Origin of the sequence: Streptomyces sp. enrichment culture (genome assembly GCF_964272855.1) — a bacterium.
Taxonomy (GTDB): Bacteria; Actinomycetota; Actinomycetes; order Streptomycetales; family Streptomycetaceae; genus Streptomyces.
In genome coordinates this window covers 2,574,284-2,587,283 of sequence record NZ_OZ186847.1, presented here as the reverse complement: position 1 = coordinate 2,587,283, position 13,000 = coordinate 2,574,284, and the positions used below count along the sequence as shown (strand labels likewise).

11 protein-coding genes and 2 pseudogenes are annotated in these 13,000 nt (G+C 73.0%); 7 read left to right on the top strand and 6 right to left on the bottom strand.

All coding sequences use genetic code 11. The annotated features are described in order from the left end of the window. The first annotated feature begins 32 nt into the window (after positions 1-32). A pseudogene (locus ACSU6L_RS10640) lies at positions 33-1,034 on the top strand (spermidine/putrescine ABC transporter substrate-binding protein). 13 nt (positions 1,035-1,047) lie between these two features. Here the strand turns inward: ACSU6L_RS10640 and ACSU6L_RS10635 are convergent. Continuing rightward, positions 1,048-1,998, bottom strand: coding sequence for a hypothetical protein (locus ACSU6L_RS10635; protein WP_437055819.1), 951 nt, complete (start codon positions 1,996-1,998; stop codon positions 1,048-1,050). A gap of 128 nt (positions 1,999-2,126) precedes the next feature. On the opposite strand from ACSU6L_RS10635, the gene ACSU6L_RS10630 reads away from it, so the two are divergent. Beyond that, positions 2,127-4,370 carry a heavy metal translocating P-type ATPase gene (locus tag ACSU6L_RS10630; protein WP_437055817.1) on the top strand — a complete coding sequence of 748 codons (2,244 nt, stop codon included), beginning with the start codon at positions 2,127-2,129 and terminating at the stop codon, positions 4,368-4,370. Positions 4,371-4,429: 59 nt separating this feature from the next. On the opposite strand, the gene ACSU6L_RS10625 is transcribed toward ACSU6L_RS10630, so the two are convergent. Next, positions 4,430-5,590 carry a serine hydrolase domain-containing protein gene (locus ACSU6L_RS10625; RefSeq protein WP_437055815.1) on the bottom strand — a complete coding sequence of 387 codons (1,161 nt, stop codon included), beginning with the start codon at positions 5,588-5,590 and terminating at the stop codon, positions 4,430-4,432. 311 nt (positions 5,591-5,901) lie between these two features. After that, positions 5,902-6,261, bottom strand: a complete 360-nt coding sequence (locus ACSU6L_RS10620; RefSeq protein WP_437055813.1) for a winged helix-turn-helix transcriptional regulator — start codon at positions 6,259-6,261, stop codon at positions 5,902-5,904. 40 nt (positions 6,262-6,301) lie between these two features. Here ACSU6L_RS10620 and ACSU6L_RS10615 point away from each other — a divergent pair, with 40 nt between their 5' ends. The 3 genes from ACSU6L_RS10615 (at position 6,302) to ACSU6L_RS10605 (ending at position 7,802) form a co-directional block, all read left to right on the top strand. After that, positions 6,302-6,904: an NADPH-dependent F420 reductase gene (locus ACSU6L_RS10615; protein ID WP_437055811.1), complete on the top strand. Its 603-nt coding sequence runs from the start codon at positions 6,302-6,304 to the stop codon at positions 6,902-6,904. An 89-nt stretch (positions 6,905-6,993) separates the two neighbouring features. Further along, positions 6,994-7,491, top strand: coding sequence for a hypothetical protein (locus ACSU6L_RS10610; protein WP_437055809.1), 498 nt, complete (start codon positions 6,994-6,996; stop codon positions 7,489-7,491). Further along, positions 7,488-7,802: a winged helix-turn-helix domain-containing protein gene (locus ACSU6L_RS10605; protein WP_437055807.1), complete on the top strand. Its 315-nt coding sequence runs from the start codon at positions 7,488-7,490 to the stop codon at positions 7,800-7,802. Before ACSU6L_RS10610 ends, ACSU6L_RS10605 begins: the two co-directional genes overlap by 4 nt. 22 nt (positions 7,803-7,824) lie before the next feature. Here the strand turns inward: ACSU6L_RS10605 and ACSU6L_RS10600 are convergent, their stop codons facing one another. Then, positions 7,825-8,517: a glycerophosphodiester phosphodiesterase gene (locus ACSU6L_RS10600; protein ID WP_437055805.1), complete on the bottom strand. Its 693-nt coding sequence runs from the start codon at positions 8,515-8,517 to the stop codon at positions 7,825-7,827. A 32-nt stretch (positions 8,518-8,549) separates the two neighbouring features. After that, positions 8,550-9,666: pseudogene (locus tag ACSU6L_RS10595) on the bottom strand (adenosine deaminase). Positions 9,667-9,834: 168 nt separating this feature from the next. On the opposite strand from ACSU6L_RS10595, the gene ACSU6L_RS10590 reads away from it, so the two are divergent. Then, positions 9,835-10,623 carry a DUF4190 domain-containing protein gene (locus ACSU6L_RS10590; protein WP_437055803.1) on the top strand — a complete coding sequence of 263 codons (789 nt, stop codon included), beginning with the start codon at positions 9,835-9,837 and terminating at the stop codon, positions 10,621-10,623. Positions 10,624-10,643: 20 nt separating this feature from the next. Here ACSU6L_RS10590 and ACSU6L_RS10585 read toward each other — a convergent pair whose 3' ends face one another. Then, positions 10,644-11,219, bottom strand: coding sequence for an NADAR family protein (locus tag ACSU6L_RS10585; RefSeq protein WP_437055801.1), 576 nt, complete (start codon positions 11,217-11,219; stop codon positions 10,644-10,646). Between the two features lie 219 nt (positions 11,220-11,438). On the opposite strand from ACSU6L_RS10585, the gene ACSU6L_RS10580 reads away from it, so the two are divergent. Next, positions 11,439-12,974, top strand: a complete 1,536-nt coding sequence (locus tag ACSU6L_RS10580; protein WP_437055799.1) for a gamma-aminobutyraldehyde dehydrogenase — start codon at positions 11,439-11,441, stop codon at positions 12,972-12,974. Positions 12,975-13,000 lie beyond the last annotated feature (26 nt).

Sequence of the window (13,000 nt, the reverse complement as noted above, 5' to 3'; positions counted from 1 at the left end):
CGGACGGAGGACGGACCGTCCGGGGCCACGTCATGTCCGGCGCCACCTTCGGCGTCGTGTCAGGAGTCGTCTCCGGCATCTGGAGTCGTCTCCGGCGTCTGCTTAGGCGTCACGTTCGACAGGGCTCGGCGGCGCCCGCCGCCCTCACCGGACTCGCCGGCTGCGGCGTCCTGGCCGCGTACGCCGCGGCCGGCGACCGCGCCACCCGCGATCTCTCCGCCACCGACAAGCGGCTGACCTGGGCGAACTGGCCGCTGCACATCGACACCGACGACGCGGACGAGACCAGCCGGCCCAGCCTGCGGGCGTTCGAGCGCCGAACCGGGATCTCCGTCGACTACGTCGAGGAGATCGACGACAACGACGAGTTCTTCGGCAAGATCGGCCCCGCGCTGATGAACCACCAGCCCACCGGCCGCGACCTGATCGTCATCAGCGACTGGATGTGAGCCCGGTTCGTCCGGCTGGGCTGGGTGCAGGAGATGGACCGCGCACGGCAGCCCAACGTCACCCGGTACCTCGACTCGCTGCTGAGCTCGCCCGCCTTCGATCCCGGCCGCGCGTCCACCGTGCCCTGGCAGTCCGGCATCACCGGCAACGACTCCATCAAGGATCTCTCCGGCGCGACGTCCTCGCCTGCCAGGCGTACTCCGGAGACGTCATCCAGCTCCAGGCCGACGACCCCGGCATCCGCTTCGTCGTCCCCGAGGAGGGCGCCGAGCTGTGGTCCGAGTCCCTGATGATCCCCGACCTCGCCTCGCACAAGGCGAACGCCGAGCGGCTGATCGACCACTACTACCAGCCAGCCCGAGGTCGCCGCCGAGCTGGCCGCCTGGGTGAACCACGTCTGCCCCGTGCCGGCCGCGCGGGACGTGCCGGCCTCCGCCAAGGACGCGGAGACCGCCGCCCGGGCGGAGGACCCGCTGATCCTCCCGGACGCCGGGATGCGTGAACGGCTCGCGATCGCGCGGGACATCACGTCCGGGGAGCGGGTGGAGTTCGGCAAGCGGTGGAACGCGATCGCCGGGCTGTGACGGCCGCGTTCCGTCAGTGACCGTGCGGGCTCTCCTCGTGCTGCTCCGAGGCCGGGGCGTCCGAGGCGGCCGGGGCGGCCGGGGCCCGCTCGCCCGCCCGGACCGTGAAGGCCGCCGTGTGGACCTCGCCGTCGGCCTTGAAGTCGAGGAAGAGGCGGTAGGCGCCCTCGGTGGGGGCGGTGGCGGAGAAGGCGACCTCGGGGCCGGAGACGGCGGTGCCGTGGGCCTCCTCGTGCGGGTGGACGTGCAGGTAGGCGAGGTCTCCGGAGCGCAGGGCGACCAGGTGGCCGTAGGCGCCGAGGTAGGGCTGGAGGCCGGTGACCGGCTCGCCGTCGCGGCGGACGGTGAACGTGAGGTCGCTCTCGCCGCCGGCCTTCAGGGTGCCGTCGAGGGTGACGGTGTAGCCGTCCACGGTGGCCGTGGCGGCGGGCGCGGGCAGGGCGTCCGGGGTGTAGGAGCCGGAGGCCGCGAGGTCGGCGCCGAGGGTCAGGCCCTCCCGCTCGGCGGCGGGGGTGAAGTCGGCGAGGACGCGGTAGCCGCCGGGGTCGGGGAGGGTGGCGGTGGTGGTCCAGGTGCCGTCGGCCGAGCGGCTGGGGTGCAGGTGCCGGTAGGCGGTCAGGTCGCGTGAGGCGACGATCAGGTGCAGTTCCTTCTCGTGCTCGCGCCGGTACTCGGTCACCGGCCGGCCCTCCGCGTCGCGGATGACGAACCGCAGGGTCGCCGGGGTGTCCGCGCGCACGCGGGGGGTTTCGAGGTCGAGGGTGTAGCCCCCCTCGGAGACCTGGAGACCGCCCGGTGTGGTGCCGGCCGGCGTCGCGGACGCGGGGGAGGAGTGGGCGGCCGACTCGTGTCCCCCGCCGTCGTCCGTGGAGATCGGGGAGACGGCGGCGCCGATGCCGTACGCGGCGGCGAAGGACGCGGCCAGGGCGGCACCGAAGGCGCCGATCTTCTGCAGGGGATGCATCTCTGACTCCAGACTGCTCTTGATCCCAGTACGGGGAGGGGGTATATATGTGAGCACCTTATACCCCCAGGGGGTATCAAGTGAAGAGGGCTCGAGAGAGCCGGCGAGCGGGAATCCCAGGAGGAGCGATGATCACTACGGCCCCCGGTGCCACCGAGGTCGAACTCACCATCGGCGGAATGACCTGCGCCTCCTGTGCGGCGCGCATCGAGAAGAAACTCAACCGCATGGACGGCGTCACCGCCACCGTCAACTACGCGACGGAGAAGGCGAAGGTCACCTACGCGGAGAGCGTGACCGTCCCCGATCTGATCGCCACCGTCGAGGCCACCGGATACACCGCGCACGAACCTGCGCCCCCCGAAGCCCCGCAGGAGAGGGCGGAGGCCGCGGCCGACGAGCTGAAGCCGCTGCGGGAGCGGCTGATCACCGCCGTGGTGCTCGCGGTGCCGGTGATCGCGATGGCCATGGTCCCGGCGCTCCAGTTCGAGTACTGGCAGTGGCTGTCCCTCACTCTCGCCGCACCCGTCGTCACCTACGCCGCGTGGCCGTTCCACCGCGCCGCCTGGACCAACGCCCGGCACGGCGCCGCCACCATGGACACGCTGATCTCAGTGGGTACCTCGGCGGCGTTCCTGTGGTCGCTGTGGGCGCTGTTCCTCGGCAGTGCGGGCACCCCCGGCATGACCCACCCCTTCGAGCTGACCATCGCCCGCAGTGACGGCGCCGGGAACATCTACCTGGAGGCCGCCGCCGGCGTCACCGCGTTCATCCTGGCCGGCCGCTACTTCGAGGCCCGCTCCAAGCGCAAGGCGGGCGCTGCCCTGCGGGCGCTGATGGAACTCGGCGCGAAGGACGTCACCGTGCTGCGCGGCGGCACCGAAGTGCGCGTGCCCATCGGGGAGTTGAAGGCCGGGGACCGCTTCCTGGTCCGGCCCGGCGAGAAGATCGCCACCGACGGCACCGTCGTCGAGGGCACCTCCGCCGTCGACGCCTCCATGCTCACCGGCGAGTCCGTCCCCGTCGAAGTCGGCGTCGGCGACTCCGTCACCGGTGCCACCGTCAACGCGGGCGGCCGGCTCGTCGTCGACGCCACCAGGGTCGGCGCCGACACCCAGCTCGCCCGGATGGCCAAGCTGGTCGAGGACGCGCAGAACGGCAAGGCCGCCGCACAGCGCCTCGCCGACCGCATCTCCGGCGTGTTCGTGCCGGTCGTCATCGCCCTGGCCCTCGGCACCCTCGGCTTCTGGCTCGGCAACGGCGCCGGACTGACCGCCGCCTTCACCGCCGCCGTCGCCGTGCTGATCATCGCCTGCCCGTGCGCCCTCGGGCTGGCCACGCCGACCGCGCTGATGGTCGGCACCGGGCGCGGCGCCCAGCTGGGCATCCTGATCAAGGGCCCGGAGGTCCTGGAGTCCACCCGCAAGGTCGACACGATCGTCCTGGACAAGACCGGCACCGTCACCACCGGCAAGATGACCCTGCTCGCCGTGCACACCGCCGAAGGCACAGGCGCCGACGAGGTCCTGCGTCTCGCCGGGGCCCTGGAGAACGCGTCCGAGCACCCCATCGCCCAGGCGGTCGCCGCCGGAGCCACCGAGCGGACCGGCACCCTGCCCGTCCCGGAGGACTTCGCCAACGTGCCGGGACTCGGCGTGCAGGGCGTCGTCGACGGGCACGCCGTCCTCGTCGGACGGGAGAAGCTGCTGGAGGAATGGGCGATCGGGCTGCCCGCGGAGCTGAAGGAGGCCAAGGCGCGGGCCGAGGCCGCGGGGCGGACCGCCATCGCCGTGGCCTGGGACGGTGAGGCGCGGGCCGTCCTGGAGGTCGCCGATGCCGTCAAGGACACCAGCGCGGAGGCCGTCCGCCGGCTCCGGGCGCTCGGGCTGCGGCCCGTGCTGCTCACCGGCGACAACCGGGCCGTCGCCGAGGCGGTGGCCGAGGAGGTCGGCATCGACGAGGTGATCGCCGAGGTGCTGCCCGAGGACAAGGTCGAGGTCGTCAAGCGGCTGCAGGGCGAGGGCCGTACGGTCGCCATGGTCGGCGACGGGATCAACGACGCCGCCGCGCTCGCCCAGGCCGACCTGGGCCTCGCGATGGGCACCGGCACCGACGCGGCGATCGAGGCCGGCGACCTCACCCTGGTCCGTGGCGACCTGCGTGCCGCCGCCGACGCGATCCGCCTCTCGCGCCGGACCCTCGGCACCATCAGGTCCAACCTCTTCTGGGCCTTCGCCTACAACGTGGCCGCGCTGCCGCTCGCCGCGGCGGGCCTGCTGAACCCGATGATCGCGGGGGCGGCGATGGCGTTCTCGTCGGTGTTCGTGGTGGGCAACTCGCTGCGGCTGCGGGGGTTCAAGGCCGCGGACTGAGGAACGGCGAGGGCGGATCGCACCGGGGGCGACCGCGAGGTCGCCCCCTTCCGCATGGGCTACTCGAGGGCCGCCGCCACGATGCCGTCGACCACCGGGTTGCCCGACTCGTCCTTCGCGGCGGTGTCGTTGACCGAGTAGACGACGGTGCGGGAGAGATCCCGGGTGGCGCCGATGCCCGTGCTGTAGCCGTACCGGCCGCCGGACTTGAACCAGTAGACCCGGCCCTCGTACTCGAAGCGCTGCAGCCCGGCGCTGTAGGTGGCGCCCTCGATGTGCGCCGGGACCCGGAACATCTCCCGCAGCTGCGGCCGCGGCACGATCCGGCCCCGGAACAGGGAGTCGACCAGCCGCTCCAGATCGGCGGTGGTGGAGATCATGTCGCCGGCCGCCCGGCGGTCCGCCTGGTTCCACTCGGTGACGTCGACGAGCCGGGTCGTGCCGTCGGGCCGCGGCATCACCTGGTAGCCGCGGTTGTGCGGGCCGTCGATCCGGGGGCCGGTGCCGGGGAAGTACGTGTCCCGCATCCCGGCGGGCCGCAGCACGCGCCAAGTGGCCTCCGAGGCGTACGAGTGGCCGGTGACCTTCTCGATGAGCAGGCCGAGGATCGTGTAGTTGATGTTCAGGTAGTGCTGCCGCTTCCCGGGGCGGAACTCCGGCCCCTTCGCCACCGCCGACGCCACCACCCGCTCCGGGGTGAGCGTGTCGAAGCGGTGCGCGTACTCCTCCTCGACCGTGCTTCCGAGGCCGTCGCCGGGCTGGATGCCGCTGGTGTGGTTCAGCAGCTGCCGTACCGTGACCGGCCGGAACTCCGGGCCGAGCAGTCCGGGGAGGTAGTGCTGCACGGGCCGGTTCAAATCGATCCGGCCCTCCGCGGCGAGGTCCAGGACGACGGCCGCCGTCACCACCTTCGTCGTGGAACCGGCGCGGAAGCGGCCGTCCGGGTCGGCCGCGCGGCCGCTCACCAGATCGCGCACGCCCGCGCTGCCCCGCCAGACCCCGTCCGTGCCGCCGATCCGCACCAGGGCGGCGGTGGCGTGCGCGTTCGGCACGTCCTCGAGCGCCGCGCTCAGGGCGACCGTGTCCGGAGCCTGCCGCTGCTGCCGGTCGGCGGCGGGCGGCGCGGGGGAGGCCACGGCGGGGCCCGCTGCCAGCGGACCACCGGCCGCGAGGGCTAGGGCGAGGGCCGCGGCCGTGGTCGTACGACGGCTGAGACGCATCGGAGGTCGGCTCCTGGGGTCGGCGGGACGATGCTGATCATCTTCCCGGGGTGCCGTCCCGCCCCGGATCGCCCGTGAGGAGGGTGCCGGACCCTGGTCAGGCCCGGATCAACAGCGCCGCGTGCCCCGGGAGTTGTCAGGAGAAGCCCCTAGGGGGTGTCTCGCCGATCAGGCCGGGCTCGCGGCGTCTGGTGCCGCGCCTCGCCGCGTTGTCGTCACTCCCCGATGCTCCGCATCGACTCCCTCCTCCGCCTTGCGATGCACGGCACCAGACGCCGCTCCCTGATCCGGCCTGATCGGCGAGACACCCCCTAGGGGGCGGGTTCGTGACGCTCCTGGGCCGCCATCACCTCGTCGCCGTGCTCGAACGCCCAGGCCCCGAAGACGTCGATCGGGGCCAGCAGGGTCCGGCCGAGCGCGGTGAGCTCGTACTCCACGCGCGGCGGGGCGCCGCCGTACGCCCGCCGGGCGACGAGCCCGTTGAACTCCAGCCGGCGCAGCGTCTGCGTCAGCACCTTCTGGCTGATCCCGCCGATGCGCTCACGCAGTTCGCCGGGGCGGTACGGGCCGTCCTTGAGCGCCCATATCACCACCGCGTTCCAGGTGTTGGCGAGCAGGTCGAAGGCGAGCCGGGCACGGCAGTCGGCGAGGAAGGCCTGGTCGTCGGTCACGCACCAAATGGTGCCCGAGCGGCCTCCTACGGTGCTGCCCATGCGGATCGGAATTCTCGGAACCGGAGACATGGCGGACGCGCTGGGCACGCGGTGGCGGCGGGCCGGCCACGAGGTGAGGGCCGGCGGACGCCGGGACGGTGGACTGCGCGCGGCGGCCGGACACGGCACGGACGCGGTGCTGCTGGCACTGCCCTACCAGGCCGTCATGGAGGTGGTCGGCGAACTGGCCGACGTGCTGCACGGGCGGACACTGATCGACTGCACCAACCCGGTCGGCCCCGGCTTCGCGCTGCGCACGGCCGGCGGCCCGTCGGCGGCCGAACGCGTCGCCGCCGCCGCGCCCGGCGCCCACGTCGTCAAGGCCTTCAACCTCTGCCACGTCGACGTCTGGCGGCTGACCCCGCCCGTCTTCGACGGCCGCCCGTTGGCGGTGCCGCTGTGCGGCGACGACGCGGGCGCGCTGTCCGTCGTACGGCGGCTCGTGCGCGACCTCGGCTGCGAGCCACTGTCCGCCGGGGGCCTGGACCGGGCCGGGCTGGTGGAGGCGACGGCGGCGCTGCTGATCGGGCTGTGGGTGGGGGAGGGGGCGGACGCCCAGGCCATCGCGCCGCCGCTGGAGTACGCCGGTCCGCGCGCCTAGCGGCCCAGCGGAAAGTACTTGACGCAATGGAAAGTGCTGCACTACTTTCCATTGCGTCAAGTAGTTCCCGAGGAAGCAGGTACTCGCGCATGGACAAGACGCCGGACGGGATGCCGGAGACGACGCGGGGCATGACGCCGGACCCCGCCGACGTCCTCGCCGAGATCGAGCGGGTCCAGCAGAAGGGCTACGCCGACCAGCGGCTCCCGCTCTGGTACCTGCCGAGTGTGGTCGCCCTGGTCACCGTCGCCGCGATCGCGACCGAGCTGGACGGCGCCGCGCAGATCGCCCTCACCGTGGCGGACGTCGCGGGCATCGCCGCGCTCACCCGGACGCTGGCCGCCCGCATGCGCGTCAGATGGCGGCCACGCACCTGGACCGTCAACGCCGGTGTGCGGATGGCACTCTGGCTGGCCTCGATCTGCGGTGTCTGGGGGCTCGTGCCGGTCATCATCGACAGCTTCGTCGAGTCCACGATCTGGCAGAAGGTCATCGCCGGTGTCGTCGCCGCCCTGTACACGGCGGCCACCAACCGCTGGGCCGAGAACCAGGTGCTGGCCCACTCGACGGGAAGGGTCGTCCGGTGAACCTCGACCCGGTGATCCACGCACCCGCCCGGCTCCAGATCGTCTCCCTGCTGGCGGCGGCGACCGAGGCCGAGTTCGCCTTCGTCCGCGACAGCCTCCGGATCAGCGACTCGGTCCTGTCCAAGCACGCCGCCGCCCTGGAGAAGGCGGGCTACGTCGAGATCCGCAAGGGGTACGTCGGCAAGCGCCCGCGGACCTGGCTCAGCCTCAGCCCGCAGGGCCGTCAGGCCTTCACCGAGTACGTCGCCGCACTCCAGCGGATCGTCGGCCGGCCCCTCGCCGAGAAGCCGGCCGACGGCGAGGCCCCCTGACGGACGCCATGGCGCTGCGGCCTCAGGCCCCGTGCCCGCGGCGCAGCGCGCACAGGGCGTCGATGCGGTTGGTGGTGATGGAGTCGACGCCCGCGGCGAGGAGGCGGCGCATCGCGCGGACCGTGTCCGGGGTCCACACCGACAGCAGGTAGCCGTCGCGGTGGACGCGGGCGGCGAGGTCGCGATCGACCAGCCCGAAGCGGTAGTTGAGCCAGCGCGGGCGGACCGCGTCCAGCAGCGCGGGCCGCGGCGGGGCCAGTGTCGTCCAGGTCAGGGCGATCTCCGCGGCCGGATCGGCGGCCCGCACCGAGAGCATCGCGGTGGCGCCCGCGCAGTAGAAGACGCGGCCCTCGGCGCCGCACTCGCGGACCACGTCCACCACCCGGCGCGCAGCCCGGACGTCCGGGCGGCCGGGCAGGTCCAGCATCACCCGGCTGCCGTCGGTCGCCGCCAGCGCGTCGGCCAGCGTCGGCACCCGATCCGCCGTCAGCTCGCTCAACTCGGCGGCCGTCAGCGCCAGTAGCGGCCGGTCCAGCTCCCACAGCCGCTTCAGCGTCTCGTCGTGCAGCAGCACCGGTACGCCGTCCCGGGTCAGCCGTACGTCGACCTCGACCGCGTCCGCGCCCAGCCGGAGCGCGGTACGCAGCGAGTCGAGCGTGTTCTCACGGGCCTGGTAGGGGGCGCCGCGATGGCCCACGGCGGTCACATTGCGCATGGGGCCCATTGTGAACGCCCGGTGAGGACGGGTCAGGGGGCGAGCCAGTCCGAGGTGTAGCTGTCGATCTCGGCGGCCAGCCGGGCCTTGCCGGCCGGGTCGAGGAACGACGCCTCGACGGCGTTCTTCGCCAGCTCGGCGAGACCCCGCTCGTCCAGGTCCAGGAGCCGGGCGGCGACGGCGTACTCGTTGTTGAGGTCCGTGCCGAACATGGGCGGGTCGTCGGAGTTGATCGTCACGAGGACGCCGGCGCGGGTGAACTCCTTGATCGGGTGCTCGTCGAGCGTACGGACCGCGCGGGTGGCGATGTTGGAGGTCGGGCACACCTCCAACGGGACGCCGTGCTCGGCGAGATGCGCGAGCAGCTTCTCGTCCTGGGCGGAACTGGTGCCGTGGCCGATGCGCTCGGCACGCAGATGCGTGAGGGCGTCCCAGACCGTCTCCGGGCCCGTCGTCTCACCCGCGTGCGGCACGGAACGCAGCCCGGCGGCGATCGCGCGGTCGAAGTACGGCTTGAACTGCGGGCGCGGTACGCCGATCTCGGGGCCGCCCAGCCCGAAGGAGACCAGCCCCTCCGGGCGCACCCGGTCGTCGGTGGCGAGCCGGGTCGTCTCCTCGGCGGCCTCCAGACCCGCCTCGCCCGGGATGTCGAAGCACCAGCGCAGCACCGTCCCGAACTCGGCCTCGGCCGCCTTGCGGGCGTCCTCGATCGCGTCCATGAACGCCTTCTCCTCGATGCCGCGGCGGGTGGAGGAGAACGGGGTGATGGTCAGCTCCGCGTACCGCACCTGCTGGCGCGCCAGATCGCGTGCCACCTCGTACGTCAGCAGGCGCACGTCCTCCGGGGTGCGGATCAGGTCGACGACCGACAGGTACACCTCGATGAAGTGCGCGAAGTCCGTGAACGTGAAGTAGTCGACCAGCGCCTCGGGGTCCGTCGGCACCTTCGAGTCGGGGTGCCGGGCGGCCAGTTCGGCGACGATCCGGGGGGAGGCGGAGCCGACGTGGTGCACATGCAGTTCGGCCTTCGGCAGTCCGGCGATGAAGGCGTGCGGGTCGCCTGCGGCGGGCGTGGCGAGACGGTCGGTCACGGGTTCCTCCCCGGCAAGGGCGCTCCCCGGCGGTGCGGGGGCGCGGTGATCGGCTGATCGGTGGGTCGGGGTCATCGTAGGACGGGCGGGGTGGGGGGGTGGGGCCGGGCCTGGGGCCGGAGGGCGTTGCACGCCGGTCCCGCGCCGACGCCGGTACGGGGCGGCCCCGCTGTGGTCAGGCCGTGGCCGTAGCATGACGGAACGCACGACAGAGGGGATCCCGCGCATGTCCGACGACGCGCAGCCGCCGACGGCGCAGGAGCACGACGCCGCGCCCGACACCACGGTTCCCAAGGTGCCCCTGAGCAAGGAGACCCCGCAGGACGCGGCCGCCGCGCGGACGTCGGGGGAGCCCCGGCCCGACGACCCCTGGGCGCCGCCCGCCGCCGACCCGACCAGCGACCCCTGGACCCGGCCCGCCGCCGACCCGACCGGCGGCCCCGGTGACACCATCGCCTCCGGCGGACCCGCGCCCCTCTCCGTGCACGACCAGCAGACGATCACCTCCCTGCCCGCGGACGACGGCGCCGACAGCCCCCGGCAGTGGGCCCCGCCGACCGCCCCGGCGACCGGCGCGTCCAACCCGTTCGCCCCGCCCAACCCCTTCGCACCCCCGGCAGCCTCCGCACCGCATCCCCAGGGCGGGGCCGTGCCTCCGCCGCCCATCGCTCCGGACGGGCCCGGTCAGGTGCCGTACGGGTATCCCGTCGGGTACGGCTACCCGCCCTCCGCCGCCGGAGGCGGTTACTACGGCTGGCCCGGGATGGCGCCCATGCCCAGCAACGGCATGGGTACGGCAGGGCTCGTGCTCGGCATCCTCGCGGCGATCGTGTTCTGCCTGTGGCCGCTGGCCATCGTCCTCGGTGTACTGGGCGTGATCTTCGGCGCGATCGGCCGCCGGAAGGCGAGCCGGGGCGAGGCCACGAACGGCGGTCAGGCGCTCGCCGGGATCATCTGCGGCGTGGCCGGCATCGTCCTCGGCATCACGATGGGTGTGCTGGTGCTGGCGGCCTGACGGCCGCCGAGGGCCGGGGGTCAGCCGGCGTGGCCGCTCTCTCCCCGCCGCAGCCGCCCCCGCGCCTCCATCAGCGCGAACCCCAGCAGGTTCGGCCCCCGCCACCGCTCCGGATCGTTCGCGCCCGGGTCGTCCGCGGCGAGCCCGATGCCCCACACCCGGTCCACCGGACTGGCCTCCACCAGCACCCGCTCCCCGGTGTTCAGCAGAAAACGCCCCAGCTCGGCGTGCGCGGCGAACTTGCGGACGCTGCCCTCGACCACGATGCCGAACCGCTCCCGCTCCCAGACGCCCTCGTCGAACCCCCGGACCAGGCGCCCCGCCTTCTTCGCCTCGGCCGGGTGCGCCGCGGCCAGCACGCGCCGCTCGGCCTCCGGGTCGTCGAAGAGGCGGGCCTTGGCGGCCATCATCCAGTGCTCCGCCGTCGCGTACTCCACCCCGTCGGCGGTGAACGGCGACGGCCACCACTGGCTGAGACAGCTCGGCCCGATGCTTCCGTCCGGCCGGGGCCGGTGTCCCCAGAAGTGCAGGTACTTCACCCGGAACCCCGCCCGCACCTCCTTGACCAGGGCTTCCCGCGAGTCGATCTTCTCCATGCACGCCAGTCTGGCAGCCACCACTGACATTCCGTCCCCCGTATTTCCCGTCGACTCGACACCTGGTCGACAGATTCCGTCGCGTAACCAAAAGGCAACAACGGAATCACTTGTTGGAGTGCCCGTGCTCTGTCAGGATCGGCACTCAATTCGAGCTGGAGCTACGCCACCCACCCCCTGGACACCATGCCCGGCGGGGCCTCGGCGGAGGAGAGCGACATGCACAACCCGGGCACGACCACCCCGGAACGATTCCCCGCACAAGAGCGTTTCGCGGCCGGTGCGCAGTTCATCGACGGCCGGCTGACGAAGGGCACGTCGGGCCGTACGCACGCCGTCGTCGACCCGGCCGGCGGCAAGGAGGTCTTCGTCTACGAGCTGGCGAGCACCGACGACGTCGACGCCGCCGTCGCCGCCGCCAAGGCCGCCTTCCCGGGCTGGGCCGGGGCCACTCCCGGCGAGCGTTCCGACGCGCTGCACCGGCTCGCCGGCGTCCTCGCCGACCGGGCGGAGGAGTTCGCCCGCGCGGAGTCCCTCCAGTGCGGCAAGCCGCTGAAGCTGACCCGGGAGTTCGACGTGCCCGGCACGATCGACAACACCGCGTTCTTCGCGGGCGCCGCCCGGCACCTTCAGGGGCAGTCGGCCGGGGAGTACTCCGGGGACCACACCTCGTACGTCCGACGTGAGCCCATCGGTGTCGTCGGCTCCATCGCGCCCTGGAACTACCCCCTCCAGATGGCCGCCTGGAAGATCCTCCCGGCGATCGCCGCGGGCAACACCATCGTCCTGAAGCCCGCCGAGCTGACCCCGCTGACCTCGCTCCTCATCGCCGAGGCCGTCAGGGACGCGGGCATCCCGGACGGTGTCGTCAACATCGTCACCGGCACCGGGCGGGAGGCCGGCGAGCACCTGGTCGGCCACCCCGACGTCGCCATGACCTCGTTCACCGGCTCCACTCCGGTCGGCAAGCGCGTCGCCGAGATCGCCACGGCCACCGTCAAGCGGCTCCACCTGGAGCTGGGCGGCAAGGCGCCGTTCGTCGTCTTCGACGACGCCGACCTGGAGGCGGCCGTGCACGGCGCGGTCGCGGGCTCGCTCATCAACACCGGGCAGGACTGCACGGCCGCCACGCGCGCGTACGTGCAGCGCCCGCTGTACGAGGCGTTCGTCGAGCGGACCGCCGCCCTCATGGAGACCGTCCGGCTCGGCGACCCGTTCGCCCCGGGCACCGACCTCGGCCCGCTGATCAGCCACGTCCAGCGGGACCGCGTGGCCGGGTTCGTCGACCGGGCGCGGGCCTACGCGCGCGTGGTCACCGGCGGCGAGGCGCCCGGCGGCGAACTCGCCGACGGCGCCTACTACCGGCCCACGCTGGTCGCGGACGCGCCCCAGGACAGCGAGATCGTCCAGTCGGAGATCTTCGGGCCGGTCCTGGTCGTGCTGCCCTTCGACACCGACGACGAGGGCATCGCGCTCGCCAACGACACCCCGTACGGCCTCGCCGCCTCCGCGTGGAGCCGGGACGTCTACCGGGCGAACCGGGCCACCCGCGAGATCAAGGCGGGCTGTGTGTGGGTCAACGACCACATCCCGATCATCAGCGAGATGCCGCACGGCGGATACAAGCAGTCCGGCTGCGGCAAGGACATGTCCGCGTACTCGTTCGACGAGTACACGCAGATCAAACACGTAATGTTCGACAACACGGCGGTGGCAGAGAAGGACTGGCACCGCACCGTCTTCGGGGACCGATAGCAGTCAGGCCGCCTGACCCGCGGCCG

Coding starts and splice junctions, on each gene's coding strand:
- ACSU6L_RS10635 (WP_437055819.1), bottom strand. CDS start 1,998: ATGCATCCCCTGCAGAAGATCGGCGCCTTCGGTGCCGCCCTGGCCGCG.
- ACSU6L_RS10630 (WP_437055817.1), top strand. CDS start 2,127: ATGATCACTACGGCCCCCGGTGCCACCGAGGTCGAACTCACCATCGGC.
- ACSU6L_RS10625 (WP_437055815.1), bottom strand. CDS start 5,590: ATGCGTCTCAGCCGTCGTACGACCACGGCCGCGGCCCTCGCCCTAGCC.
- ACSU6L_RS10615 (WP_437055811.1), top strand. CDS start 6,302: ATGCGGATCGGAATTCTCGGAACCGGAGACATGGCGGACGCGCTGGGC.
- ACSU6L_RS10610 (WP_437055809.1), top strand. CDS start 6,994: ATGGACAAGACGCCGGACGGGATGCCGGAGACGACGCGGGGCATGACG.
- ACSU6L_RS10600 (WP_437055805.1), bottom strand. CDS start 8,517: ATGCGCAATGTGACCGCCGTGGGCCATCGCGGCGCCCCCTACCAGGCC.
- ACSU6L_RS10590 (WP_437055803.1), top strand. CDS start 9,835: ATGTCCGACGACGCGCAGCCGCCGACGGCGCAGGAGCACGACGCCGCG.
- ACSU6L_RS10585 (WP_437055801.1), bottom strand. CDS start 11,219: ATGGAGAAGATCGACTCGCGGGAAGCCCTGGTCAAGGAGGTGCGGGCG.
- ACSU6L_RS10580 (WP_437055799.1), top strand. CDS start 11,439: ATGCACAACCCGGGCACGACCACCCCGGAACGATTCCCCGCACAAGAG.